This window comes from Streptomyces sp. NPDC048248 (genome assembly GCF_043201875.1).
In the GTDB taxonomy this organism is placed as follows: domain Bacteria; phylum Actinomycetota; class Actinomycetes; order Streptomycetales; family Streptomycetaceae; genus Streptomyces.
The window spans coordinates 37,378-62,916 of the sequence record NZ_JBICZL010000013.1; the positions used below are offsets into that span (position 1 = coordinate 37,378).

Sequence of the window (25,539 nt, forward strand, 5' to 3'; positions counted from 1 at the left end):
GCCTCGGCGCCCGGCGGCTCAGACGGCCGAGTCGGCCGTACGGGTGGGCTGCGCGGCGGCACGTGGTCCGCGCGGGGCGGCGACCGTCCGGAGCACGCCGAAGGCCAGCGCGCACTGGGCCGCTATATAGGTGAGCATGATCCAGAACTGCGGACCCGGCAGCTGCGGCCACTCGGCGATGCCGGTCGCGATCAGGGTGTCCGAGAGCAGGAAGAGCAGCCCCCCGAGTGCGGCCCAGGGCCCTGCCCGCAGCGCGCCGAACGCCATCGCGGTGAGCAGCAGGCTGTAGCCCGCCACCGGGATCCGCAGCTCGGGCGGCAGGTCCGGCCACAGCAGTGCCACGGTGCCGGTCAGCAGGGCCGCGTACGCGGCGGCAGCCGCTGCGGTACGCCCCCGTCGTGTGTCGGCTGCGCCGTGGCGGGCGAAGAGCAGCAGGTAGCAGACGTGCCCGGCGGCGAACGAGCCCATCCCCAGCAGAAAGAGGGTGTCGCCGCCGATCTGGAGGAAGGTGTCGCCCCCGCAGCCGAACAGCAGCGCGCCGGCGAGCAGCGGCGGACCGCCACGAGCCAGGACGCACGCCGCGAGCACCGGCATCAGAGCCGGTTTGGTGACGTGGACGGCGAGGTCCGCCGCGGTGCCGAGCCCGTCGGCGCTGCCGGTGGCCGCCCGGGTCAGCAGGGCGGCGAGATGGACGACGGCCAGCACACCGAGGGCGCCGGCCAGGATCCGTGCGGTACGGGGGCCGGGCCCTGGGAACGTCACGCGGCGGGCTCCTTGACGGTGGCGTTCTTCTTGTCGCGCCGGGTCTTCTTCCTGCCGGCCTGCACCGGTGAACCACCCACGTGCACCGTGGACTTGACGCCCTCCCCCGAGGCCGGGACGGATACGGCCGCGCCCGCCGGCTGCCATCCCGGCCCGCCGAAGACCCGTCCGGCGCGTTCGCGCCAGTTTTCGGCCGCCCGTACGTCACGCGCGATGGCGGCGTACTCGTGGGTGGCGACCCGCAGCGGGTTGTAGGTCTCGATGTTCTTGGTGAGGCCGTAGACGGGCCGCTCGGTCTCGGCGACGAACGAGCCGAACATCCGGTCCCAGAGGATCAGGATCCCGCCGAAGTTCCGGTCGAGGTAGCCGCCTTGCGAGGCGTGGTGGACGCGGTGGTGGGAGGGCGTGTTCAGGACGAACTCCACCGGGCGCGGCAGCTTGCCGATCCGCTCGGTGTGGACCCAGAACTGGTAGACGAGGTTGGCCCCCGAGCAGAACGCGACGGCCGCCGGATGCACCCCGAGGGCGATCATCGGGACGTAGAACGGCCAGACGGTCCACGTCGTCCAGGGCTGCCGCAGCGCGGTGGTCAGGTTGAAGTTCTTGCTGGAGTGGTGCACCACATGGCACGCCCACAGGACGCGGATGACGTGGTGCCCGCGGTGCGACCAGTAGTAGAAGAAGTCCTGCGCCAGCAGCATCAGCAGCAGCGTCCACCACAGGACGGGGACACGCAGTGGGGTGAGTTCGTAGACCGCGGCGTAGATCGCCACGATCGGAATCTTCCACAGTGCGTCGAAGACGAGGCTGCCCAGCCCCATACCGACGCTGGTGGCCGCGTCCTTGGCCTGATAGCCCTCCGCGTCCTCGTCGGGATGCAGGCGATAGCTCACCATCTCCACGACGGTGAGCAGGACGAAGGCCGGTACGGACCACAACACGACATCGGGAAGGTGCGGCATGTCCCGCACCATAAGGGCGTCGATGGCGCCCCCGCTAGAGGTTGTTACCGAGAAGTATGTAAGACGTGCTGTCAGCTGGGACTGTCGCTCGGGGAGAAATCGGTCGCCATCGGTCGCCCGGGCTCCTACGTTGCCGACCACGGGCAGCGTCCGCCTCCCCATGCCCCCTCAGAAGATTCGAGGACCGATGGCTCCCGCACGCACCCTCGCCCTGCTGGGCGGCGGCTTCTCCGGCGACGACGACACCCTGATCGATGACTACGTGCTCGCCGCCGCCGGACGGCCACGGCCGAAGATCTGCTTCCTGCCCACCGCGAGCGGTGACGCCCAGGGGTACATCGAGGCGTTCCACACCGCCTTCGCCGCGCGCGACTGCGAGCCGAGCCATCTGGCGCTGTTCCGGCGCACCGAGCCCGACTTGCGCGGGTTTGTGCTCGCCCAGGACATCGTCTACGTCGGCGGCGGCAACACTGCCAACATGCTCGCCGTCTGGCGCCTGCACGGTCTGGACACCATCCTGCGCGAGGCGTACGAGGCCGGGGTGCTGCTCTGCGGCATCAGCGCGGGGGCCTGCTGCTGGTTCGAGAGCGCGCTCTCGGACTCCTTCGGCCCCGTGGCGCCGCTCTCCGACGGACTTGGACTGCTGCCGGGCAGCCTCTGCCCGCACTACGACAGCGAGCCGGCACGCCGTCCCGGGTACCGGGCCGCGATCAACAGCGGTGCGCTTCCCGAGGGTTGGGCCATCGACGACGGTGCCGTCGGGGTGTTCACGGACGGCCGGCCGGTGGATGTCGTGACGCGCAGGCCCGACGCCACCGTGCGACGGGTGAGCGTCGGCGTCGGCGGCACGGTGACCGAGACGCCATGGGCGGCGCGGCCGCTCACCCCGCGGACCTGATGCCCTCGCGCGGGCGACAACCGGCAGCACGGGGCGACCACGGACGTGCCACGCGGCCCGCACAATCCGCGGGCCCGTCCCGGGAAGCGCGTCGCCGTCCACGGCGCCCCGGCGGCACGCTCCTTCCGCGCCGCCCAGGGCCTGCTGACGGTGCTTTCGTCCGGCCTCGCGAGCACCGCCGACGGCCTCCGCACCGGCGGCGGCAGGGGCGCCGCGCGGGCCGACGCGCGCGATGGCGGTGCGGTGGCTGTCAGTGGCGGCCCGTATCCTCATTGACCATGCTCGAAGACCGCATGGCAGCAGCCCCCTCGATCGCACCGAAGATCGGGCAGCAGCCGGGCCCGCAGACGCCGCCGGCTCCTTGGCCGATCGAATATCCGCAGGGATACGCGGTGGTCGACGTGGAGACCACCGGCCTGGCCCGGGACGACCGCATCATCTCTGCCGCCGTGTATCAACTCGACGCACAGGGCGAGGTCCAGGACCACTGGTACACCCTCGTCAACCCGCAGCGGGATCCGGGCCCGGTCTGGATCCACGGCCTGACGAGCGCGATGCTGGCCGATGCCCCGCTCTTCCCGGACATCGTCCCCGAGCTGTCCAAGCGCCTGGCGGACCGGGTGCTGGTCGCGCACAACGCCATGTTCGACTGGTCCATGATCGCCCGGGAGTACGCCCGCGCCGCGGCGACCGCGCCGGTCCGCCAGCGCCTGTGCACGATCGCGCTCGCCAAGGAGCTGGCGCTGCCGCTGCCCAACCACAAGCTGGAGTCGCTCGCCGCCCATTACGGCGTCGTGCAGGAGCGCGCCCACCACGCCCTGGACGACGCCCGGGTGCTCGCCGAGGCGTTCCGCCCCGGTCTGCGCCGGGCCGCGCAGGAGAAGCTGCGGCTCCCCCTGCTGAGCTGCCAGCCGCTGACGGAATGGTCGGACGCCCCCGCGCCCCGGCAGCACTCCGCGTCCTCCTACCGCCCCACTTCCTGGCGGCCCGCTCGCAAGCGCCCGGCCTGCCCGTATCCCAACCCGGGGCGCTACGAAGCCGGCGGCCGGCTCGTCCAGGGCATGCGGGTCGCGTTCTCGGGCGACACCTCCGTCGACCGCGAGCTGCTGGAGGACCGCGCGATCGAGGCCGGCCTGCACGTCGCGACGAGCGTGTCCCGGCTGACCAGTCTGCTGGTGACCAACGATCCCGGTGCGCAGACCTCCAAGACCGCCAAGGCGGCCTCGTTCGGCACGGTCGTGATCGACGAGGCGGCCTTCATGCAGCTGCTGCAGGACGTCGCGCCGGCACCCTCCGCGCCTGCTTCCGGGTGAAGCCCGCCCAACACACCCGTCAGCACCTCGCCCCGCGAAGGCCCCGCCCGCACCCTGTGGCGCATGGCACGTTGTGAGGTCTGCGGAAACGACTACGGCATGACGTTCGAGGTGCACGCGCAGGGCGCGGTGCACGTCTTCGACTGTTTCTCCTGCGCCATCCACCGCATGGCACCGATCTGTGAGCACTGCCGATGCCAGATCATCGGCCAGGGCGTCGAGGTCGGCGGCCAGTGGTTCTGCGGCGCCCACTGCGCCCGCGCGGAGGGGAAGGTGGGCATCGTCGACAGAGTCTGACCCGGCCGCCGGCCCTCGGAGCGGCTCCCGGCCCCCGGCAGGACCCCCTGCTCGGGGGCCGCCGCACTCCGGGTACCGTCAATGCGTGTACCGCTTCCTGTTGTCCCGGCAGTGGGTGATCCTCACCCTCGTGGGCCTGGTCCTGATCCCATCGATGATCAAGCTGGGCTTCTGGCAGTTCCACCGCCACGAGCACAAGGTGGCGCAGAACCAGCTCATCGCGGACAGCCTCGCCGCCGAGCCGGTCCCGGTCACCGAGCTGACCGCGCCTGGCCGGCCACTGCCACGGGACGACATGTGGCGCACGGTCACCGCCACCGGCAGGTACGACACCCGTCACGAGGTCGTCGTACGCCAGCGCACCGCCGCCGACGAGCAGAGCATCGGCTACTACGTCCTGACTCCCCTGCTTCTGCCCGGCGGCGACGCCGTCCTGGTGAACCGCGGCTGGATCTCGGCGGGCAACGACCTCACGAAGTTCCCCGGCGTGCCGGCCGCCCCTCGCGGCCAGGTGACCGTGACCGGCCGGATGATGGCCGACGAGACCACCGCCGAGAGCGGCATCAAGAACACCAAGGGGCTGCCGGCCCGCCAGGTGATGCTGATCAACAGCGCGCAGCAGGCCGAGCGGCTCGACCGGCCGGTCCTCGGCGGCTACATCGAGCAGACCGGGCCGAAGCCGGCCGGCGGCAAGCCCGAGCAGGTGCCCGAGCCGGATCACGACAGCATCGGGCCGCACATGGCGTACGCCATCCAGTGGTGGCTGTTCGCTGCCGCGGTACCGGTCGGCTGGGTCGTCCTGGTACGCCGCGAGCGCCGCGACCGGGCCGAGGCCGCGGCCGAGGAGGACCGGGGCGCGGCCGGTCCCCCGGCCCCTCAGGGGACCGAGCCTCCTGCACCGGAGGCAGACGCCACCGAGGACGGCAAGGCCCCCGCACCGGACCCGGCATCTGACCGGGCGGAAGCCGTAGCCCGGACAGCCGCTCCGACCGAGTAGCCCGCCCCCCTCGCGGGAAGGTGCGCTGAGTGCACCCACTCATCGAGGACTACGCGCTCATCGGCGATCTGCAGACCGCCGCACTCGTCGGCCGCGACGGATCCATCGACTGGCTGTGCCTGCCGCGCTTCGATTCGGCCGCCTGTTTCGCCGCCGTCCTCGGCAGCAGGGACAACGGACACTGGCGACTGGCACCCCGGGACGCCGACGCCCGCGCCGAGCGCTCCTACCGCGGTGACTCCCTCGTGCTGGACACCGTGTGGGAGACCCCCACCGGCGCTGTCAGGGTCACCGACTTCATGCCGCAGCGCGACCGCGCGCCCGATGTCGTACGGATCGTCGAAGGCATCCGCGGCACCGTCGAGATGCGCGGTGTGCTGCGGCTGCGCTTCGACTACGGGCGGGTGGTGCCCTGGGTACGGCACTCCGAGGGCTGCCGGGTCGCGGTCGCGGGACCGGACTCGGTGTGGCTGCGCACCCCCTCCCTGGGCACCACGTACGGCAAAGGCTTCAGCACCCGCTCGGACTTCACCGTCTCCGAGGGTGAACGCACCGCTTTCGTACTGACCTGGCATCCCTCCCACGAGCCCCGGCCGAACCAGATCGAGCCCTTCGAGGCACTCGACGCCACCTTGGAGGACTGGCAGGACTGGTCCGCCCGCTGCCGCTACGAAGGCCCCTACCGCGCCGCGGTGATCCGCTCCCTGATCACCCTCAAGGCGCTGACCTACGCCCCCACCGGCGGCATCGTGGCGGCCCCCACCACCTCGCTGCCCGAGGAGCTCGGCGGCATCCGCAACTGGGACTACCGCTACTGCTGGGTGCGGGACGCCAGTCTCACCCTGAACTCCCTGATCGCCGCCGGGTATCTGGACGAGGCGCGGGCGTGGCGGGACTGGCTGCTGCGTGCGGTGGCCGGTGCGCCCCAGGACCTGCAGATCATGTACGGGCTGTCCGGTGAGCGGCGGCTCCCGGAGGCCGAACTCCCGTGGCTGTCCGGATACGCCGACTCCCCGCCGGTGCGGATCGGCAACGCCGCCGTCGAACAACGCCAGCTCGACGTCTACGGCGAGGTGCTGGACTCCTTCCACATCGCGCGTACCGCGGGGCTGCCGTCGGAGCACCATGCCTGGCGGATCCAGCGCACCCTGGTGGACTACCTGGAGTCCAACTGGCGCGACCCCGACGAGGGGCTGTGGGAGATCCGCGGGCCGCGTCGCCACTTCGTGCACTCCAAGGTGATGGCCTGGGTCGCCGCGGACCGCGCGGTGCGCGCGCTGGAGGCGTATCCGAAGGCGAGCGGCGATCTCACCCGCTGGAAGGCGATGCGTGACGAGGTCCACCGCGAGGTCTGCGAGCAGGGCTACGACACGGAACGCGGCACCTTCACCCAGTACTACGGCTCGCCGGAGCTGGATGCCGCGACCCTGCTGATCCCCCGCGTCGGCTTCCTCCCGGCGACCGACCCGCGGGTCGTCGGCACCGTCGAGGCGGTGCAGCGGGAGCTGACGCACGACGGACTGGTACGCCGCTACAGCACCACCGACGGCGTCTCCGTCGACGGCCTGCCAGGAGGCGAGGGAGCCTTCCTGGTCTGCTCGTTCTGGCTCGCCGATGCCCTGCACGCGATCGGCCGCCGGGACGAGGCCCGCGCACTGTTCGAGCGGCTGCTCGACCTGCGCAACGACGTCGGGCTGCTGGCCGAGGAGTACGACCCGGTCGCCGGGCGGCAGCTGGGCAACTACCCGCAGGCGTTCAGTCACATCGGGCTGGTGGGGACCGCCTTCGCGCTGCTGGACGGCCCGGGGGCAGACTAGGGCCATGGATCTTGGACTCACCGACCGGACGTACATCGTCACCGGAGCGACCCGTGGGCTGGGTTTCGCCACCGCCCGTGAACTGATCGCCGACGGCGCCAACGTCGTGCTCACCGGGCGCACCGAGGAGAGCGCGGCCGAGGCGGCCGCGCCCCTGGGCGACCGCGCCCTCGGGGTCGCGGCCGACAACGCCGATCCGGACGCCGCTGCGCGCCTGGTCGCGGCGGCCCGTGAACGCTTCGGCCGCTTCGACGGCATCATGATCAGCGTCGGCGGACCGCCGCCCGGCTCGGCCGCCGACAACAGCGACGAGCAGTGGCAGTCGGCCTTCGAGGCGGTCTTCCTGGGCGCGGTACGGCTGGCCAGGACCGCCGCCGCCGAGCTGGACGAGGGCGGCGTCATCGGTTTTGTGCTGTCCGGCTCCGTCTACGAGCCGATCGGCGGCCTGACCATCTCCAACGGGCTCCGCCCGGGGCTCGCCGGGTTCGCCAAGTCGCTGTCCAACGAGGTGGGCCCGCGCGGCATCCGCGTCGTCGGCGTGCTGCCCGGCCGGATCGCCACCGACCGGATGACCCAGCTCGACGCACTCTCCGGGGACCCGGAGGGCTCCCGTGCGCGCAACTCCGCGTCGATTCCGCTGGGCCGCTACGGCAACCCCGAGGAGTTCGGCCGGGCCGCGGCGTTCCTGCTCTCGCCGGCCGCCTCCTACATCACCGGCGTCATGGTGCCGGTCGACGGCGGGGCACGGCACGGCTTCTGACGTACCGCCTGCACGGCGAAGCGCCCCGGGTGGCCGCTGTGGACCGGCCACCCGGGGCGCTTCGCCGCTACGTGCCTTCGCAGGGGGCGTCAGCTGACCCGCTCCGCGCGGTGCCGGACGGCCCGCAGCCGGACGTCCGCCGGCAGCTCGTCCAGACCCGCCGAGCGGCGCGCGTTGCCCAGCGCGTTGTCCGCCAGACGCCGTACCACCGTGCCCGGGTCGGCGTGCGGAGCCAGCGCCAGCTGGGCCCGCACCGTGGGCTCGGTCCGCCGGCCGGTCAGCCGCATACCGGCATGGTCCACACCGTCCAGCGCCTCCGTATCGGCCGTCAACGCGTCCTCCAGCGCCCGGCCGCGCAACGAGGCCCCCTCACCGTCGCCGCTGTCGACCAGGAGATGGGTCAGCCGGTGCCGCCGGAACTGCACCAGCAGCCACCACAGGACGAGCAGGAGCAGTACGGCCAGGGCCGCGATGACCGTGGGCCACCACCAGCCGCTGTCCGTCCACCGGGTGCGGTTCTTGTCGGAGAGCAGCACGCCGTCCGGCCCGGTCCAGGGCCAGTGGCCGGGCAGCGTGAAGTGCCATTTGGCAGGCAGGTCGAGACCGGCCACCAGCACCGACGCCCCGGCCCCGAAGAGCACCGCGCCCGCCAGGCCCAGCAGCACCCGGTTGACGGTTCTTCGCACCTTGCGCATCTCGCGCTCACCTCTTCTTCGGGCGCCGGACTTTGAGGGAGAGCCGCAACCGGTGCGAGAGCCCCAGCTGTTGCAGGCCGTCACCGAGCGCAGCGTCCAGGTCGCTGCGGACCTCTTCCAGCTCACGGAAGTGGGAAAACGCGCGCGCCTTGGCCTTGCGGCGGGTGACGGACATCCGCACGGACTGCACGCCGGGCACCTCCATCGCCCGGTCGCGGAGGATCAACGCGGCGGCCGAACGGTCGAGTCCGGCCCGGATGCCGGAGGCGGTGCGCCGCATCGGCAGCACCTCGCGCAGACCCGGGGTGAGGGCCAGCACGAGGAACCACAGCCCGATCAGCGCGGCGGCCGCCGCGATTCCCAGCACCCAGGGGTTGTCCAGGGGGCGGGTGGCCATTTGGTCGGCGAGCTGACGGCGCCAGGACATCGCCTGGTGGTCGGCGCGCACCGCGACGACGTCGTAGAGCATCAGCCCCGTCGCGCCGAGCAGCACCAGGGCGACGATGGCGACCGGCACCTGGCGCTCGGACCAGAAGCGGCCCGCCTTCTCACCGTCCGTGGTCGCGCTGGGGTCCTTGGCCTCGGGAGAAGGCCCGGACGGGTCCGACGGGTCGGAGGCACCCGGCTCCTTGTCGAGCGTGGGCAGCCGCCTGGTGTTCGACACTTCCTCGTCGTCGCTCATCGCACCCTTCCCCGGCCGGGGGTGTCCAGCAGCGGGGAGTGCAGGCGCTCGACCTCCACCGCGACGTCGGGCACCTCCATGTTGGCCAGTGTCCTGACCCGCTCGGTGACCCGGCGGCGCACCGCGCCGCACTGCGCGCCGATGTCCGAGGGGTAGCCGACTTCCACGGTCACGCTCACCCGGGCCTCGCCGAAGTGCGGCAGGCCGTCCCGGCGGTGGATGGTCACCGACGCATGGGCGTCGGTGGTCGAGCCGGCAGCGGCCGTGCGCAGCGCTTCGCGTGCCGCCTGCGCGGCGAGCTTGGCCACCACCCGGTCAGCGATCTTTGTCGCGCCCCGCTCCCCCGCCGGAACAGCGGTGACGGCGGAGGTCGGGGAGACGGTCGTCACCCGGCGTCACCTCCGCCGTTCAAAGCGGTCGTAACGGTCGTAGCGCTCACCGTTGCGCGAACGGAAGAAGTAGCCGGGCTCCAGGTCGCCGTCGAGGAACCTGCCTGCCACGAATCCGATCACGCCCAATGCCGCTACCAGGACGAAGGCTCCGAAGCCGCCGAAGTATCCGGCGAAGCCCAGCGCCATACCGGCCAAAAGGCCGACCACGGCCATACTCATCATGCGCTCCTTCGCTACCACTCCGGGCGGACTCGACTACTGAAGCCGGGACTCGGATTCCTCTTCTTCGTCTTCCTCGTCGGGCAGCTTGACGTCGCTGACCGCGATGTTGACCTCGACGACCTCCAGACCCGTCATCCGCTCGACGGCGGAGATGACGTTCTCCCGGACGGCCCGCGCGACATCGGCGATCGCCACGCCGTAGTCCACCACGATCTCCAGGTCCAGCGCGGTCTGCAGCTCGCCGACCTCCGCCTTCACACCGCGGGACGCGGTGGCCGACTTGCCGCCGCCGGGTACCCGGTCCCGGACCGCGCCGAAGGTGCGGGCGAAGCCGCTGCCCATGGCGTGGACGCCGACCACCTCGCGAGCCGCGAGGCCGGCGATCTTCTCCACGACGCCGTCGGCGATGGTGGTACGTCCACGGGACGCGGGGTCGCCGCCGCCCCGCCTGCCGCCCAGCGTCTTTCCACTGTCCGAATACTGCTGGCTCTCGCTCATCGCCGTTCGTCCCTTTCGGAGGGGAGGAGCGGTCTACCCGCTCCGATTTACACAGTAAGTGCGGTTTGCGCACCTCGCTTCGGGGATACCGGGCGACGTGCTCCATATGGCTCCATTCGGCGTACCGCCCTGCCGTACGGGCAGCTCTGCGGCAGGCTGGGGGCACAGTTCGGAAAACCGGGGAATCCGGGGCAACCGGGGGCAGACGGAGAAGAGGTGACGCGGTGCCCGCGTACCAGTTGGCGCAAGCGGTGAGCGAGCAGCTCCGCATGGGCCGGGTGCTTCCGCTGGGCGGGCCCTCGGACGGTGCCTGGATCACCGAGCGAGCGGCTGCGGACGCACTGCGGGCCGCCGTCGGCTCACCGGCCGGGGTGCGATGGGGCACGCCGCGGCTGTCCCTCGCGGATCCCGAGAGCGCACCGCGCCCCGAGGTGCCGGCGCCGCCGAGCGCCTTGCCGCCGGGCCCGCTGCGGATCGAGGCGGACTTCGCCGCGTACGCCGACCGGCCGCTGCCCGCCGTCGCCGAGCTGCTGCGCGCGGCTCTTGTGGACGCGGCGGAGCAGGAGTTGGGCCTGGTGGTGAACGCAGTGGATCTGCGGGCCGACGACCTCCTGGAGGCGGACGCAGCGGAGCGGACCGACCGGGCCGCGCCCGCGAGCACGGCCGGCGGGCCGGTGACACCGCAGAAAGCCCGCTCGGGCGCGACGCAGGACGGCCCGGAGGGGATCGGCGCCGTCGTCCGTGGCATCCCCGGCGTTGCCCGGCTCGCCCCGGCGCTCGGCGCCAGGCCGGTGCGGCTCGCCGAGGGCCACGCGTTCGTGCAGCTGACGACCGTGGCCGGCCACCGGGCGCTGGAGGTGGCCCGCGCCGTGCGTGCGGCGGTGACGGCCGCGGCGCCCTCGGCCCGGACGGTCGCCGTGCTGGTCACGGGCGTGGAGGGGAACTTCTCCGGAAGGGCCCGGCCGGTGGGCTGAGACCCTCGGCCGACCGGGCACTCCCGTACGCGCTGTCGCGGGTGCTACTCCCCGATGCCCGCGAGGTCGCGCAGCCGGCGCGCCTGGGCGGCCCGCTCCGCGGTGCGCTGCTCCTCGTAGGTGCGGTTCGCTGCGCCGGCGAGCAGTGCCTTGGTCTCGATGACGGCGTCGCGCGGGGCGGCGGTGAGGGCCGCCGCCAGATCGGCCACCGCGGCGTCCAGTTCATCGGCGGGCACCACGAGGTTGGCCAGGCCCACCCGTTCCGCCTCCTCGGCATGGACGAAGCGTCCGGTGGCGCAGATCTCCAGCGCGCGGGCATAGCCCACGAGTCCGAGGAGGGGGTGGGTGCCGGTCAAGTCCGGTACCAGCCCCAGGCTGGTCTCGCGCATGGCGAACTGGACGTCCTGGGCGCAGACTCGCAGGTCGCAGGCCAGAGCGAGCTGGAAGCCCGCACCGATCGCGTGTCCCTGCACGGCGGCGATGGAGACCACGTCATTGCGCCGCCACCAGGTGAACGCCTCCTGGTACTCGGCGATGGTGGCGTCCAGCTCGCTGTCCGGACCGCGCGCCATGTCGAGGAACGACGGCTCACCGTCGAACCCCTCGGGCGTGAACGCCTGCCGGTCGAGCCCTGCGGAGAAGGACTGGCCCTCCGCGCGCAGCACCACGATCCGTACGCTTCCCGGCAGCAGCGAGCCCGCCTCGGCCAACGCCCGCCACATGGCCGGCGACTGCGCGTTGCGCTTGGCCGCGTTGGCGAGGGTCACCGTGGCGATCGCGTCGTCCACGGTGAGCCGCACACCGTCCTTGTCGAGCAGAGTCATAAGGCGCCTCCGAGTCAGCCAGCCGCACCTGCGTGCGTAAGTGACTGAACGGTAACCTCCCGGTCGACTGCTCGACCGACCGGGGGGACACCGCTGCACCCGGAGTCGCGGTCGTCAGGCCGAGGCGGCCTTCTTGCCCCTCGTGGCTCCGCCACGACCGCGCAGGACCACACCGGATTCACTGAGCATCCGGTGCACGAATCCGTAGGAGCGACCGGTTTCCTCGGCCAGCGCCCGGATGCTCGCACCGGAGTCGTACTTCTTCTTCAGGTCTGCCGCGAGCTTCTCGCGCGCGGCGCCGGTTACCCGGCTGCCCTTCTTCAGAGTCTCGGCCACCCGTGCCTCCTCGTGGGAAGTGCGCTCTGGACTCTCATGATCACCCCTCCCCGGCTTCCTGGCCACCCATTCCGCAAGGTCTCTACGACATCCTTTGGCGTCCGGCGCCGGGACACCGCCGACGGAATTCCTCATTCCGCCCCTCACGCGGGCCGGCCGGAGACCGCCTTCCGGGAGAAGCGGCAGGTCAGGAGGTATGTGCGCGAAAGGGAGAAGGCCGAGCCCGAGGGGCCCGGCCTTCCGCCGCAGGCTCGCCGATGTACGAGCCGTTCTCACTCAGATGATGGATCACCCGTCGGCCGAATGATCCAGACGGCCTTGATCAGGCCAGCGCGACCAGATCCGCGTAGTCCTGGCCCCACAGGTCCTCGACGCCGTCCGGCAGCAGAATGATCCGCTCCGGCTCCAGCGCGTCCACCGCGCCCTCGTCGTGCGACACCAGGACCACGGCACCCGTGAAGGTGCGCAGCGCGCCGAGGATCTCCTCGCGGCTGGCCGGGTCGAGGTTGTTCGTCGGCTCGTCGAGCAGCAGGACGTTGGCGGAGGAGACGACCAGCGTGGCCAGGGCCAGACGGGTCTTCTCGCCGCCGGAGAGCACTCCGGCCGGCTTGTCGACATCGTCGCCCGAGAAGAGGAACGAGCCCAGCGTCTTGCGGATGGCGACCAGGTCCATGTCCGGGGCGGACGAGCGCATGTTCTCCAGGACCGTGCGGTCCGGGTCCAGCGTCTCGTGCTCCTGGGCGTAGTAGCCGAGCTTGAGGCCGTGTCCGTGGCGGACGTCGCCGGTGTCGGGCGTCTCGACGCCGGCGAGCAGCCTCAGCAGGGTGGTCTTGCCGGCACCGTTGAGGCCGAGGATGACCACTCGCGAGCCCTTGTCGATGGCCAGATCGACATCGGTGAAGATCTCCAGCGAGCCGTAGGACTTCGACAGGCCCTCGGCGGTGAGCGGCGTCTTGCCGCACGGCGCGGGGTCCGGGAAGCGCAGCTTGGCGACCTTGTCGGAGGCCCGCACCGCCTCAAGGCCCGCGAGCAGCCGGTCGGCGCGCTTGGCCATGTTCTGCGCGGCGACCGTCTTCGTCGCCTTGGCCCGCATCTTGTCGGCCTGGCTGTTGAGGGCCGCCGCCTTCTTCTCGGCGTTCTGCCGCTCACGCTTGCGGCGCTTCTCGTCCGCCTCGCGCTGCTGCTGGTAGAGCTTCCAGCCCATGTTGTAGACGTCGATCTGCGAGCGGTTGGCGTCGAGGTAGAAGACCTTGTTGACGACGGTCTCGACCAGGTCGACGTCGTGCGAGATGACGATGAAGCCGCCGCGGTACGTCTTGAGGTAGTCACGCAGCCAGACGATGGAGTCGGCGTCGAGGTGGTTGGTCGGCTCGTCGAGCAGCAGGGTGTCGGAGTCCGAGAACAGGATCCGGGCCAGCTCGACACGGCGGCGCTGACCACCGGAGAGGGTGTGCAGCGGCTGCCCCAGGATGCGGTCGGGCAGTCCGAGGCTGGCGGCGATCGTCGCGGCCTCCGCCTCTGCCGCGTAGCCGCCCTTGGTCAGGAACTCGGTCTCCAGGCGCTCGTACTTCCGCATCGCCTTCTCGCGGGTGGCGCCCTTGCCGTTGGCCATCCGGTCCTCGTTCTCCCGCATCTTGCGGAGCACGGAGTCCAGGTCACGGGCGGACAGGATGCGGTCGCGGGCCAGCACGTCCAGATCGCCGGTGCGCGGGTCCTGCGGCAGGTAGCCGACGTCGCCGGAGCGGGTGACCGTGCCGGCGGCGGGGATGCCCTCGCCCGCGAGCACCTTGGTGAGGGTGGTCTTGCCGGCGCCGTTGCGGCCCACCAGGCCGATGCGGTCGCCCTTGGCGATACGGAAGGAGGCGGACTCGATGAGGATTCGGGCGCCGGCGCGCAGCTCAAGGCCGGAAGCGGTGATCACGGAAAAACTCCAGGGCAGGAAGACGGCGGATTGGACGGACGGTCCGAGAGCGGTCTACGCCGTCTAATGAACCCAAAGGAGAACTGCCATACGGGCAGTCTAACGGTGCTGCGCAAGCCGTTTTCCCGGCTGCGGGCGGCCGGAGACGGCCCGCGGGGCGAGGTCGGGCCGGGGCCGTACGGACAGAGCCGGGCGGCGGGCCGTCCGGCGCAGGTCACGCAGCGGTGGTCGCGGCAGGGCGGGCACGGTCCTGGGGTGCGGTGCCGGACCCGGCTGGAAGACTGTGACGCAGGTCTCGGAAAAAGTTCCGCGGCCCGACCGCAGGGATGGTGAACGACCATGACCACAGCCCCCTCCGGGCCCCCGACGATCTACCCGACCGTGCTCTACCGCGACGCCCGGGCGGCGATCCGGCTGCTGACCGACGCCTTCGGCTTCACCCAGGACGCCGTGTACGAAGGCGAGGGCGGTGCGGTGCTGCACGCCGAGCTGTCCTACGGCAACGGCAAGGTGATGCTGGGGTCCAAGGGCCACGGTGGCGTCTTCGACACGGCGATGGGCGATTCCGGCCCCACCGGCGTCTACGTCGTCGTCGAGGACACCGACGCGCATTTCGCACGGGCCGAGGCGGCCGGGGCGGAGATCCTCATGGCGCCCAAGGACCAGGACTACGGCTCGCGTGACTACATGGCCCGGGACGGCGAGGGCAACATCTGGAGCTTCGGGACGTACGTCCCCGGCGCCTCGGCCTGAGAGAGCACAGGCCGAGGCGAGCCGCCGGGCGGGCTCAGACACCGCCCGTGTGGACCTGGAACGCCGCGCGGCGTACGGCCTTGGCGAGCGCCGGGTCCGGGTGCGCCGCGGCGAGCGCGACCAGCACCTGCACGGTGCGCGGATGCCCGACCGCACGCACCTCGTCCAGCAGGCGTGGCACCGAGCCCTGCACCGCCGAGTCGAGATGACGGACCAGCAGCTGGGTCTCGCCGTGGTCGGCGACGGCCGCGGCGGTGTCCACCCACAGCCAGGTCGACTCCTCCCGGGTGAGCACGTCGGGCGCGGTCTCCGGATCCCCGCCCTCGTGCTCGACCAGCCACAGCAGGGCGTACGGCCGCAGCGCGGGCTCATCGGCCGCGGCGCGCACGGCGGGCTCCGCGGGCGCGCCGACGGCCCGCAACGCCTCGAAGGCCAGCCCGCGCAGCAGCGCGTCCTCACCGCGGGCGACGGTCAGCAGCTCCTCGACCGCGGCGCCGACGGAGCGGGCGGCGAGCCACGCCCGGTACTCGGTCCTGGCGGGGCCGGGGGTCAGCCGGGCGCAGCCGCGCAGCATCGCCTCCGCTGACTGCTCGATGTGGCCGGCCGGGCTCTGCGCGGCGACGCAGATCTGCTCCAGCTTGACCCACACCGACCAGTTGCCGAGCGGCGTCAGCTGCGCCTCGTCACGGTCGCCGTGCGCGCCGGTGGCGTCGTCCTGCGGGAACAGCGCCCCGACGGTGGTCAGGGAGTCCAGCGCCCAGTCCAGCAGCTCGGCGAGCGAGGCACCGGCGGCCTCGACCACCGCTCCCCCGGCTTCCGCGGCCGCGCCCGTACGCGGGCCCGGCACGGGGGTCTGCACCGCACGGCCCGGAGCCTTGTCCTGGCCGTAGGGGACCTCGCAGCGCTCCGTGCGCAGCTCGGCGACGCGCTGGTCGAGCATGTCCAGCAGGACCGGCAGCCGCACCGGGCCGGCCGACAGGTGCAGCAGCGAAAGCAACTGCGGTACGGCTTCGACGACTTCGGCGACGATCGCGGGGCCGGCGCCGGCCGGTGCGGGACGGGCCAGCGACCAGGCGTCGAAGAGCGCGACCCAGCCGCGCAGGGCGGCCGTGTCGTCGCGGTCCCAGGCACGCAGCCGCCAGCCGGGGCGGGCCACGCCGCCGTGCAGCTCGATGAGCCCGGCGAGCCGGGCGCGGTCCCAGTCGGCGCGGACCTGCCGCGCGGTGAGCCGTAGGGCCTCGGCGGCGCGCTCGACGTCGGGCGCGGGCAGCGCTCCGTCCGGCCCGGCCCGCAGTCCCGCTCCGGTGCCGCCGGCGCCGTCGGCCCAGCGGGCGAGGCGGGCCGCACCGGCCAGTACGGCGCGGGCCTGCCGGGCCAGCTCCGCCGGCGGCGGGGTGCCCTCGGGAGGGCGCGGCGCCGGGCGGGCTGCCCGGGTGCTCACCGCCCTGCGGGCGGCCGCAATCGGTTGGCGGGGGACGAGTCGGAGCCGGGAGTCGCGCGGGGTACGGGACGTCACAGGAGCAGTCTTGCCGCTGACGGCCCGAAAGCCCAATCGGAACCCGGGAGGCGCTCCGCGCACGCGGCGCCACCTCGCCGACCCATCCCGGATGTGGGGAGTTGTCCCCCCGTACGACCGGGCGTCACCCGATATCGGGTGGCACCGGGGCGGACCGGACCGGAAGGGCCGGCCGCGGCGGGCCCCTCATGCCACTACATCAGCGGGGTCAGGAAGCGGCGCAGGGCCTCGTCGTAACTGTCCGGGTCGGCGTTCCACATCGCGGCGTGCGGGGCGTGCGGTACGGGTTGAAGGGTGATCAGGTCCTCGCGGCGGGCGGCGAAGGAACGGGAGGCAGCCCAGGGCGCGACGGTGTCGTCCGGGCCGTGGAAGAGGAGGGCCGGGACGGTCAGCGCGGCGGGATCCACGGCGTCGGCGGGGCGGTCCAGAGGCAGCCCCGTGGCGCCTTCCGCGGCGCGTACCACCAGGGGCAGCAGGGCCCGCGGGACCCGTCGGCCGGCCGCCAGCGCGCGCACCGCGGCCTGCCTGTCGAGGACCGGGGAGTCCAGCACCAGGCCGCTGATCCGGTCGCGCAGCGCGGAGTTGACCGCGGCACGCAGCGCCATGGTGGCGCCGGTGGACCAGCCGTAGAGGACCACCTTGTGGGCGCCGTAGCGGATCGCGTAGCGGATCGCCGCGTCCAGGTCCCGCCATTCGGAGTCGCCGAGATGGCTGATGCCGTCGGTGGTGCGCGGGGCGCCCACGTCGTTGCGGTAGGCGAGGTCGAGGACCGGGATCTGATGGCGCCACAGGAACGGCATGGCGACCATCGGGTGCTCGCGAGTGGTGCCGAGGCCGTGCGCGGTGATGACCCAGGTGTCGCGGACGCCGGGGAGGAACCATGCGGGCAGTGCGCCGAGTTCGCCGGGGATGTCGACATCGGCGTAATCGATCCCGAGGGCGTCGCGGGGGTTGCCGATGTACACCTGCGGGGTCAGCAGCATCCGGGCGCCCGGCGTCAGGACGCCATGGGTGACCCGCTCCAGCCGGCGTACGACGGTGTCGGCGGGATGCGGGACGCCGCGGACGACGGGGCCGACCACCGCGTGGCAGCCGGCGCCGGCGAGGCCGTAGGTGCCGGGCCGCAGCGAGGCGAGCGTCCGGGTGAGGGTGATCAGCTCGTCCGTGGCGGAGTGGACCGTGAGACGGGGGTCGCCCGGCAGGGGGTGGTCCGGCGACGGTTTGAGGGCAATATCGCTGGCGTACCGGCCGACCGCCACCGCGGCCGCCCCGGCACCGATCACGGTGGTGGCGGCGACAGCCGCCGCAGTACCCAGGCGCACCATCCCAGTGTGCGGAGGGGAGAGCGGCGGGGCCAGTGGGCGGGAGCGGCCGGGTGACGGGCGCCGGACCCGGCGCTTTCAGCGCCGCCGGACCTTCTGCTGACCGTAGCCCCGTAGCTGCGCCCCGGCCTCGTCGAGCTGACCGGCCGACAGCAGGCCGGGGGTGTGGCCGGGAACGGATCCGGCGAGGAGCCAGACCCGGCACATCCACTCCAGCTGGGCGGTGCGGTCCAGTGCCTGGCCGAGGCTGTCGCCGTAGACCATCGTGCCGTGGTTCCGCAGCAGGCAGCCGGTCCTGTCGCGGAGCGCTTCCAGCATGTGCCGGGCCAGTTCGTCGCTGCCGTACAGGGCGTAGGGGGCGACCCGGACGGGGCCGCCGAGCGCCGCGGCCATGTAGTGGACCGGCGGGAGTTCGGGGACCAGCGTGGAGACGGCGGTGGCGTGCGGGGCGTGGGTGTGCACGACGGCGGTGGCCGCGGTGGTGCGGTAGACGGCCAGGTGCATGGGGAGTTCGCTGGTGGGCCGCAGATCGCCGGCGACCTGGCGGCCTTCGGGATCGACCGCGGTGAGGTCGTCCGGGCCGAGCCGGTCGTAGGGGACGCCGCTGGGGGTGACCAGGACCAGGTCGCCGACGCGCACCGAGACATTGCCCGAGGTCCCGACGACCAGGCCGTCGGTGACGGTGCGCCGTGCGGTGTCGACCAGTTCCTCCCAGGCGGCGGCGAGGCGGGCATCGGAGTCGGGCTGGTCCTTCACGGGTCCTCCGGTGCGGTGCGGCAGAAGCGGGCGGTGCGCGCCACCGTACGGGCAGGCCGGCTCGGGGGAAGGCGCGGGACCGACCCCCCCGGTGTCCGTTATCGGCAAATAGCAGGCGATAACAACGGACAACGAATGATAGCGACACTCCCGAAATGATTATCCGTTAAATCCGCCACCCCGGGTAAACGAGCAACTACTGTCGGGAACTGTCTCCAGACGTCGCCGACCAAGGGGATCCATTGGCCAGTGAGCGCGCTTCCCACCGCATTCCCGCCGACGCCCTGCCGCGATCCGCGCACCCCGACTCGCGGCAGCCTCGCCCCCGAAGCCTCCGGAACCCTCGACCCGCCGGCGGTCCGCGCCGGCTACTGGCCGCGACGTTGCCCGTGGTCGCGCTGGCGGGCGCGGCGCTCGTCGGGCCCGCGGCGCCCGCCGCCGCGGGCGGTTCGCCCCGCGGACATGACGTCTCCTCACACCAGAAGAACGTCGACTGGACCGAAGCCCGGGAGGAGGGCGCACGGTTCGTGTACGTCAAGGCCACAGAGTCCCACAGCTACCGCAGCCCCGCCTTCCGCGAGCAGTACAACGGCGCGCGTGAGGCCGGTCTGCTGCGCGGCGCCTACCACTTCGCGGTCCCGAGCGCCTCGGGCGGCGCGCGTCAGGCTCGCTACTTCCTGCGCAACGGCGGCCGCTGGAGGTCGGACGGCTGGACGCTGCCGCCCGCCCTGGACATCGAGCACAACCCCTACAACGCCAGGCAGCCGTGCTACGGGCTGAGCAAGGGCGCGATGGTGCGCTGGATCCGCTCCTTCAGCAAGGAGGTGCGGCGCGCGACGGGCCGCCGGCCGGTGATCTACACGACGACCCGCTGGTGGAACGATTGCACGGGCAGCAGCCGCTCGTTCAGGTCCCATCCGCTGTGGCTGGCGAACTGGCACGACGTGCCCGGTCCGCTGCCCGCCGGCTGGTCGGCCCCCACCCTCTGGCAGTACGCCGACCAGGGGCCCCTTCCAGGTGATCAGGACCGCTGGAACGGGACGCTGGGGCAGCTCAAGAAGTTCGCCAGAGGGTGAGACGGAAGTGACGCCAGGGGTACCTCCCCGTGAACCCTGCGGTGGTGTCATCACTCGGCCCGCCCCAGTTCACTTTCCGTTCACCCGCCCTCCGTACGTTTCCGAAAGTCACTGACCATCGAGCTGATTGCCTGGGTGAATGGAACACATCACGCTTCTCATCGGGATCGTGATCGTCACGGCCTTGGTGTTCGACTTTACGAACGGCTTCCACGACACGGCCAACGCGATGGCCACCACCATTTCCACCGGGGCACTGAAGCCCAAGACAGCGGTGGCGATGTCGGCGGTGCTCAACCTCGTCGGAGCATTCCTGTCGGTGGAGGTCGCCAAGACCATCTCCGGCGGCATCATCGACGAAGGTGCCGGCATCAGACCTGAAGTGATCTTCGCCGGCCTGGTCGGCGCGATCGTCTGGAACCTCCTGACCTGGCTCGCCGGGCTCCCCTCCAGTTCCTCCCACGCTCTGTTCGGCGGTCTGATCGGCGCGACCCTGGTGTCCGTCGGCACCAGCGGGGTGCACGCGGACGCCGTCGTGATGAAGGTCCTCATCCCGGCCGTGGCCGCCCCGGTGGTCGCCGGTCTCGCGGCGATGGCCGCGACCCGGCTCACCTACCGGCTGGCCCGCAACCGCGACGAGACGGACACCGCCAAGGGCTACCGCAGCGGCCAGATCGCCTCGGCCGCCCTGGTCTCGCTCGCCCACGGCACCAACGACGCGCAGAAGACGATGGGCGTGATCACCCTCGCGCTGATCACCGGTGGTGTGGTCGCCCCGCACGCCGATCCGCCGCTGTGGGTCATCGCCTCGGCCGGTGTCGCCATCGCGCTCGGCACCTACCTGGGCGGCTGGCGGATCATCCGCACGATGGGCAAGGGCATCACCGACATCCAGCCGCCGCAGGGCTTCGCCGCCCAGACCGGCGCCGCGGCCACCATCCTGGCCTCCTCCCACCTCGGCTTCGCGCTCTCCACCACCCAGGTGTGCTCCGGTTCCGTGATGGGCTCGGGCCTGGGCCGCAGGGGCGGCGTGGTGCGCTGGTCCACGGCCGGCCGGATGGTGCTGGCCTGGGGCCTGACGCTGCCGGCCGCCGGTCTGGTCGCGGCGGGCGCCGCCCTCCTGGCCGGTCAGGGCGACTGGGGCGTGGCGACGGTCGCGGTCCTCGGACTCGCCGTCTGCGGTGCGATCTGGGCCGCTTCCCGGCGCAAGCCGGTCGACCACACCAACGTCAACGAGGCACCCGCCGCGGAGCCCGTGGGCGTGGTGACGGCGGCGCTGCAGAGCGTCTCCCCTCCCCCGGCGAGCTCGCCCGCCCCCCTCGCCGAGGAGCGCGAGCCGGGCACCGCGGCCGTCCCGACCGCCGCCCACCGCACCGCGGCCGCGACCGCAGCCAGCCGCTAGCGGCCCTCACCTAAGGACACGCAATGAACATCGAATGGGCAGCTCTCGGTCAGGTCTTCGGCGTCAGCCTCGTGGTGACGGTCGGGATCGTGGGCCTGTTCACCGTCGGCATCGTCGGTACGTCCCGCAAGCCGCAGCAGGAGGGCGCGGCCGCCGTGGCCTCCGCGCCCGGCGCGGGCGCGCGGACCGGCGCGGTGGCCTCCTTCGCGTTGTGCGCGGCGGCCGTGGCCTACGGCATCTACCTCATCGTCGCCGGCTGACCGGTACGGCGAGGGACTCCACCGGACGAGGCGTTCGGCGGACCGCGGCATCAGCCGCGGCCGCTGAGCGCCTCGTCCGCTTCCCTGGCCAGGGCGTCGGCTATGGCGGTGCCGCCGCGGCTGTTGAGGTATTCGGAGACGCGCAGCTGCACGACCTTGCTGAAGGTCTGGTAGTGGGCGGAGCGCGGGCGTGGCTCGGCGGCACGTAGCGCCGCGTACAGCGTCCGGGTGTACGGCGGCTCCTGGTCGGGGCGCTGTACCGGCTGCCGGGTGGCACCGTGTTCCGCACGCTCGGCGTCCCCGGGCGGCAGGGTGCAGTCAGGGGCCTTCGAGGGAGCGCGATAGGCCGAGTCGCGGGTCGCGGCGAACCCCCGCTCCAGCAGGCACCGCTCACTGCCCGGACCGGTCAGTGCCTCGATCAGCCGGCGGGCGCCCTCCGGGTGGGAGCTGGTCGCGGAGATCGCGAGGTTCTGCCCGCCCAGGACGGACATCCGCTTGCCGTCGGTCGGGCGCCCGGGCAGCTCGGCGACGTCGAACTGGACGCCCGCCTCCAGCTTCTCGGCGACCGAGGCGTACTCCACCGGCCAGTTGCGCATGAACAGTGCCCGGCCGTCGGCGAACCAGCGGCGGCTCTCGGTCTCGTCCATCGTCGTGGCCTCGTGCGGCATGATCGAGTCGAGCCGGTCCTTGACATCGGCGACGCCCTGCTGGAGCGCGCCGACCTGCTCGCCCTTGGTGAAGCTGGTCGCCTCCGGGGCGCCGCCGTTGGCCCAGGCCGACTCCAGGGTGTTGACGGTCAGCCCTTCGTACGGCCGCAGCTGGGCGACCATGCCGTACATCTTCGGGACGGTGTCGGCGTCCTCGTCCGCGTTCCCGGCGGCCTTCGCGTCCTTCGCGGCCTTGCGGTTGTAGGCGTCCGCGACCTGGGCGGCCACATTCTTCAGCTCGCCCCAGTTGGTGGGCGGCCGGTCGTAGCCGTAGTCGTGGAGGATGTCCTTGCGGTAGTAGAGCAGCCCGGCATCGGTGTTGAAGGGCACGCCCCACACCTTGCCCCCGTACTCGACGGTCTTGACCACGCTGTCGAGGAAATCGGCGTCCAGGCTCGCGCCCCAGGGCCGGATGACGCCCGCCTCGGCGAACTCCGCCGTCCAGGCCACGTCGAGGTTCAGCACGTCGTAGCCGCTGTTGCCGGACTGACCGGAGGCCAGCAGCTGGCTGCGCTGGCCGTCCGCGGTGTCCGGCAGCTTGACGATCCGGACGCTGCGGCCGGTGCGCCGCTCCCAGTCGAGGATGAGGTCCTGACGCACGCCGGAGCTGCTGAGGTCGCTGCCGGTGGCGAGGACGATCGCGCCCTTCTCCGGGGTGGGCTCCGGCCCGGAGGTACAGCCGCTCGCAGCCGCCGTCAGCGTCAGGCCCACCAGGGCCGTGGGAAGGCCGGCCCGCCGGGCCCTCACCGGCTGTCCTTTCCGGCCGTGCCGACGGAGGCGACAAGTCCGGCGAGCAGATCGGGGGCGTCCGGACCGCCGGGGACGCACTGGCCCTTGGAGGCACCGGCAAGCCCCTGGAGGACGAAGGAGTCGCAGCCTGCCTTGCCCATGACGAGGGTGAGGACGGGCACCTCGGGTCCCTTCTTGAGAAGTGAGTTGAGGGTCTGCTCCACGCCCGTCGCCCGCCGTGCGGCGCCGTCGTCCTGGTCGAGGATGAGCACGATGGCGTTGTTGGTGCCGGTGGACTTCTTCATCTCCCGTACGGCGGCGGTCAGTGCCTCCTGCATGGCCGCGCCGTGTTCGACGAGCTCCCCCTTGGCGATGCGGTCCAGGGCCGCCTTGCCCGGGGCGGGGTCAGCGGTGCCCAGCGGGACGGTCCGGCGTACCGCGCCGGGATCGGTGGGGTGCGCGCCGTCGGGGAAGGCCCACAGGCCGTACGTGTGGTGGGTGCCCACCATCTCCAGGGCGCGGCCGGCCGCGCTGAGGGCGATCGGGAGTTTGCCGCCTTCCGCCATCGAGGTGGAGGTGTCCATGAGAATCAGCAGCCGACTGGACTTCTGCGCCTTGTCGTAGCCGTCCAGCACCCGTGTCACCTGATCGCCGCCCGCGGTGAACGGGGTGACCGGCGCGTCGAGGTCGGCGTCCGCACGGTGATCGGTCAGCGGCGAGTCCGGCACCGGGTCCGGCGCCTTGCCGTCCTTGCCCGGGACCGCGCGGTAGCCCTGTCTGCTGAGGATGCGCCGGCCGGCCTCGGGGTCCCGCAGCCAGTCGCCGAAGCGGCCGACGGCGTCCTGGCGCGGCGCGGCGTCGGTGGCGCCCTGCCAGTCCACCCGGATCAGCGGGTGGTCGAGCGCCGGGACGTTCTTGGGGTAGTAGGCGGCGTACCGGTCGCCGGGGGCGAGCGGGCTCCCCAGGGCGGGACAACTGCCGATGGCGCGGCCGAGGTTGAAGTCGGCGAGGGACTTCTCCGAGACCAGTGGTGCCGCCCCCTTCCCCCGGCCGGTGCCGGGGCGGCCGTCCTGGCCGGTGGGCCGCAGCGAGCACAGCAGCTCGGTGCTGCCCGCGTACTGGCTGCCCGGGGCGGAGAGCCTGCGCTCGGCGTCCCGGGCGAGGGTGGGGTCGGGGCCGCCCGCGGGGCCGATCCGCGAGCCGTCGTTGGCGAGATAGAGGCCGATGGTGTGCAGCAGGCCGGTGCCGGACAGGACGGGGCTGGGGCGCAGCAGTCGCAGGTCGCGGTGGTCGCTGTCGGTGCCGGTGAGGATCTCCTGCCAGGACGCGCCGACCTGTTCGACGTCGTCGAGGCGCTGGTTGGCCGGGATGCCGACGACGAGCGGGGTGTAGGCGACCGGGCCGGTGTGGTGCAGGGTCACGGGGGATCCGGTGGCGGGCATGCCGCGGCGGACCTCGGCGTAGTCGGCGCTGGATTCGGGGATCCACAGATCGGGCTGCGGCCCCGGCCTGTTGAGGGGGTCGATGCCCTTGGTGGACGGGTGGCCCTTGCCGGTGCCGTGAGCCTCGCCCTGCCAGCGGTCGGCGGCGGCGAAGCCCTGGTCGACCTGGTCCTTGGCCGCGGAGTAGACGGTGATCTGGGCGCGTCGGCAGCCGTCGGGGACGTCGTCCTCACCCTGCAGCGGGCGGGTGTTGAGGTCGGACATCTCGTAGGCGAAGGCTGCCTGGCGCAGGGCGGGTTCGGATTCGGGTGCGGTGAGCAGACGCAGTTCGAGGGCGGGCGGGCAGGCCGGGTCGGTCCGCAGGAGCTGGAAGGCGACGAGGCCGGCGGCGGTGAGGCCGAGGACGGTCACCAGGACGGCGATGACCCGCAGCCAGCGGCTGAGGCGCTGCTTCAGCCACCGGCGCAAGCGGATGCGCAGCGGCGTGGGGGGCCGGACCTCCGGGGTGGCGAAGGAGAGGATGACGTCGTCGACGGTGTTCTGCTTGGCCGAGCGGGGCTCCCAGACGTCGCCCATCGGCGTGCGCTCGTGGGCCAGCCGCTCGCGCAGTGTGCGGACGAGGTCCTCGAAGGTGACGAACCGCTCGCCGGGTATGCCGCGTTCGAGGATCTGCACGACGGCGCGGGTGAAGAGGGAGCCGCCGGCCGGTTCGTCGCCGCTGAAGATCCGGCGGTTGGGCTGCGCGGCCATCAGCAGGGACATGGGTTTGCGGCGGGAGTGGAAGGTCTCGTCGGCGTTGCCGGAGTAGCAGCACTCCAGCAGGATCACGATCCGGTCGGCGCGTGCGCTGTCGAGGTAGGACAGCACCATGTCCTGCCAGGACACGGCCTTGTGGCGCTGGCGGGTGTCCGACATGCCGACCATGAGCTGCAGGTCGCCGCCGTCGCGGCCGACCCAGCCGTGGCCGGAGAAGTGCACCAGCAGCAGGCCGCGTGCCTCGTCGGTGACGGCGTCCAGGGCCTGCTCCAGCTCCCAGGGCTCCTGGGGCCGGCAGATGACGACTTCCTCGTCGGTGAACAGGTCGGTGCCGGGGTCGATCAGGACCCGCTTGAGTTCCTCGGCGTTCGCCTCCACGGCGGGGAGCGCGGATAAATTCTTGTAGTCGCTGACACAGATCAGCAGCGCCCGGTTGATCTTGCCCCGCGCGTCGTAGTGGGACATCCGGC

26 protein-coding genes are annotated in these 25,539 nt (G+C 72.4%); 11 read left to right on the plus strand and 15 right to left on the minus strand.

The features are described from left to right. Positions 1–18: 18 nt before the first annotated feature. Together ACGFZW_RS27305 and ACGFZW_RS27310 are read right to left on the minus strand one after the other, a co-directional pair. Positions 19–762 (minus strand): lysoplasmalogenase, encoded by a 744-nt coding sequence (locus ACGFZW_RS27305; RefSeq protein ID WP_393895876.1) that lies wholly within the window; start codon positions 760–762, stop codon positions 19–21. Next, the gene (locus ACGFZW_RS27310; RefSeq protein ID WP_393895877.1) at positions 759–1,724 is read right to left on the minus strand and encodes a sterol desaturase family protein; all 966 of its coding nucleotides are present in this window, start codon (positions 1,722–1,724) and stop codon (positions 759–761) included. Before ACGFZW_RS27310 ends, ACGFZW_RS27305 begins: the two co-directional genes overlap by 4 nt. Before the next feature lie 187 nt (positions 1,725–1,911). Here ACGFZW_RS27310 and ACGFZW_RS27315 point away from each other — a divergent pair, with 187 nt between their 5' ends. The 6 genes from ACGFZW_RS27315 (at position 1,912) to ACGFZW_RS27340 (ending at position 7,806) form a co-directional block, all read left to right on the plus strand. Then, the gene (locus ACGFZW_RS27315) at positions 1,912–2,622 is read left to right on the plus strand and encodes a Type 1 glutamine amidotransferase-like domain-containing protein (RefSeq protein WP_393895878.1); all 711 of its coding nucleotides are present in this window, start codon (positions 1,912–1,914) and stop codon (positions 2,620–2,622) included. Between the two features lie 278 nt (positions 2,623–2,900). Further along, complete coding sequence (locus ACGFZW_RS27320) at positions 2,901–3,935, plus strand: DEDDh family exonuclease (RefSeq protein ID WP_393895879.1); 1,035 nt, start codon at positions 2,901–2,903, stop codon at positions 3,933–3,935. A gap of 63 nt (positions 3,936–3,998) precedes the next feature. Beyond that, a complete protein-coding gene (locus ACGFZW_RS27325) occupies positions 3,999–4,232 on the plus strand; it encodes a hypothetical protein (protein ID WP_393895880.1) in 234 nt (77 codons plus the stop codon). Positions 4,233–4,317: 85 nt separating this feature from the next. Next, the gene (locus tag ACGFZW_RS27330) at positions 4,318–5,229 is read left to right on the plus strand and encodes an SURF1 family protein (protein ID WP_393895881.1); all 912 of its coding nucleotides are present in this window, start codon (positions 4,318–4,320) and stop codon (positions 5,227–5,229) included. A 29-nt stretch (positions 5,230–5,258) separates the two neighbouring features. Then, complete coding sequence (locus ACGFZW_RS27335) at positions 5,259–7,046, plus strand: glycoside hydrolase family 15 protein (RefSeq protein ID WP_393895882.1); 1,788 nt, start codon at positions 5,259–5,261, stop codon at positions 7,044–7,046. Positions 7,047–7,050: 4 nt separating this feature from the next. Then, the gene (locus tag ACGFZW_RS27340) at positions 7,051–7,806 is read left to right on the plus strand and encodes an SDR family oxidoreductase (RefSeq protein WP_393895883.1); all 756 of its coding nucleotides are present in this window, start codon (positions 7,051–7,053) and stop codon (positions 7,804–7,806) included. A gap of 89 nt (positions 7,807–7,895) precedes the next feature. Here the strand turns inward: ACGFZW_RS27340 and amaP are convergent, their stop codons facing one another. From amaP to ACGFZW_RS27365, 5 genes are read right to left on the minus strand one after another with little or no spacing between them, the layout of a single operon-like run. Continuing rightward, entirely contained in the window at positions 7,896–8,501 is a 606-nt protein-coding gene (gene amaP / locus ACGFZW_RS27345; RefSeq protein ID WP_393895884.1) for an alkaline shock response membrane anchor protein AmaP, read from the minus strand. 7 nt (positions 8,502–8,508) lie between these two features. Continuing rightward, positions 8,509–9,183, minus strand: coding sequence for a DUF6286 domain-containing protein (locus ACGFZW_RS27350; RefSeq protein WP_393895885.1), 675 nt, complete (start codon positions 9,181–9,183; stop codon positions 8,509–8,511). After that, positions 9,180–9,572, minus strand: a complete 393-nt coding sequence (locus tag ACGFZW_RS27355; RefSeq protein WP_393895886.1) for a hypothetical protein — start codon at positions 9,570–9,572, stop codon at positions 9,180–9,182. The genes ACGFZW_RS27350 and ACGFZW_RS27355 overlap by 4 nt, the downstream gene beginning before the upstream one ends. A 6-nt stretch (positions 9,573–9,578) precedes the next feature. After that, entirely contained in the window at positions 9,579–9,794 is a 216-nt protein-coding gene (locus tag ACGFZW_RS27360; protein WP_393895887.1) for a hypothetical protein, read from the minus strand. 36 nt (positions 9,795–9,830) lie between these two features. After that, complete coding sequence (locus tag ACGFZW_RS27365; protein WP_393895888.1) at positions 9,831–10,295, minus strand: Asp23/Gls24 family envelope stress response protein; 465 nt, start codon at positions 10,293–10,295, stop codon at positions 9,831–9,833. A 224-nt stretch (positions 10,296–10,519) separates the two neighbouring features. On the opposite strand from ACGFZW_RS27365, the gene ACGFZW_RS27370 reads away from it, so the two are divergent. Next, positions 10,520–11,269, plus strand: coding sequence for a hypothetical protein (locus ACGFZW_RS27370; protein WP_393895889.1), 750 nt, complete (start codon positions 10,520–10,522; stop codon positions 11,267–11,269). A 44-nt stretch (positions 11,270–11,313) separates the two neighbouring features. Here the strand turns inward: ACGFZW_RS27370 and ACGFZW_RS27375 are convergent, their stop codons facing one another. From ACGFZW_RS27375 to ACGFZW_RS27385, 3 genes are all read right to left on the minus strand, one after another. Continuing rightward, positions 11,314–12,093, minus strand: a complete 780-nt coding sequence (locus tag ACGFZW_RS27375) for an enoyl-CoA hydratase/isomerase family protein (RefSeq protein ID WP_393895890.1) — start codon at positions 12,091–12,093, stop codon at positions 11,314–11,316. A 114-nt stretch (positions 12,094–12,207) separates the two neighbouring features. Next, on the minus strand, positions 12,208–12,429 hold the full coding sequence (locus ACGFZW_RS27380; RefSeq protein ID WP_006606369.1) for a helix-turn-helix domain-containing protein: 222 nt from the start codon (positions 12,427–12,429) through the stop codon (positions 12,208–12,210). 322 nt (positions 12,430–12,751) lie between these two features. Continuing rightward, the gene (locus ACGFZW_RS27385; RefSeq protein ID WP_393895891.1) at positions 12,752–14,350 is read right to left on the minus strand and encodes an ABC-F family ATP-binding cassette domain-containing protein; all 1,599 of its coding nucleotides are present in this window, start codon (positions 14,348–14,350) and stop codon (positions 12,752–12,754) included. A gap of 339 nt (positions 14,351–14,689) precedes the next feature. Here ACGFZW_RS27385 and ACGFZW_RS27390 point away from each other — a divergent pair, with 339 nt between their 5' ends. Next, positions 14,690–15,103 carry a VOC family protein gene (locus ACGFZW_RS27390; RefSeq protein ID WP_393895892.1) on the plus strand — a complete coding sequence of 138 codons (414 nt, stop codon included), beginning with the start codon at positions 14,690–14,692 and terminating at the stop codon, positions 15,101–15,103. Positions 15,104–15,137: 34 nt separating this feature from the next. Here the strand turns inward: ACGFZW_RS27390 and ACGFZW_RS27395 are convergent, their stop codons facing one another. The 3 genes from ACGFZW_RS27395 to ACGFZW_RS27405 form a co-directional block, all read right to left on the minus strand. After that, a complete protein-coding gene (locus ACGFZW_RS27395; RefSeq protein WP_393895893.1) occupies positions 15,138–16,619 on the minus strand; it encodes a hypothetical protein in 1,482 nt (493 codons plus the stop codon). Positions 16,620–16,813: 194 nt separating this feature from the next. After that, a complete protein-coding gene (locus tag ACGFZW_RS27400) occupies positions 16,814–17,941 on the minus strand; it encodes an alpha/beta hydrolase (protein ID WP_393895894.1) in 1,128 nt (375 codons plus the stop codon). 78 nt (positions 17,942–18,019) lie between these two features. Then, complete coding sequence (locus ACGFZW_RS27405; protein ID WP_393895895.1) at positions 18,020–18,697, minus strand: class II aldolase/adducin family protein; 678 nt, start codon at positions 18,695–18,697, stop codon at positions 18,020–18,022. A gap of 389 nt (positions 18,698–19,086) precedes the next feature. Between ACGFZW_RS27405 and ACGFZW_RS27410 the strand changes: the two genes are divergently transcribed. The 3 genes from ACGFZW_RS27410 (at position 19,087) to ACGFZW_RS27420 (ending at position 21,435) form a co-directional block, all read left to right on the plus strand. Beyond that, entirely contained in the window at positions 19,087–19,773 is a 687-nt protein-coding gene (locus ACGFZW_RS27410) for a lysozyme (RefSeq protein ID WP_393895896.1), read from the plus strand. Between the two features lie 139 nt (positions 19,774–19,912). Continuing rightward, positions 19,913–21,175, plus strand: coding sequence for an anion permease (locus ACGFZW_RS27415; RefSeq protein ID WP_393895897.1), 1,263 nt, complete (start codon positions 19,913–19,915; stop codon positions 21,173–21,175). Positions 21,176–21,198: 23 nt separating this feature from the next. Next, complete coding sequence (locus tag ACGFZW_RS27420; protein ID WP_393895898.1) at positions 21,199–21,435, plus strand: hypothetical protein; 237 nt, start codon at positions 21,199–21,201, stop codon at positions 21,433–21,435. Positions 21,436–21,485: 50 nt separating this feature from the next. Here ACGFZW_RS27420 and ACGFZW_RS27425 read toward each other — a convergent pair whose 3' ends face one another. Next, complete coding sequence (locus tag ACGFZW_RS27425) at positions 21,486–22,889, minus strand: extracellular solute-binding protein (protein ID WP_393895899.1); 1,404 nt, start codon at positions 22,887–22,889, stop codon at positions 21,486–21,488. Then, a complete protein-coding gene (locus ACGFZW_RS27430; protein WP_393895900.1) occupies positions 22,886–25,534 on the minus strand; it encodes a caspase family protein in 2,649 nt (882 codons plus the stop codon). The genes ACGFZW_RS27425 and ACGFZW_RS27430 overlap by 4 nt, the downstream gene beginning before the upstream one ends. Positions 25,535–25,539 lie beyond the last annotated feature (5 nt).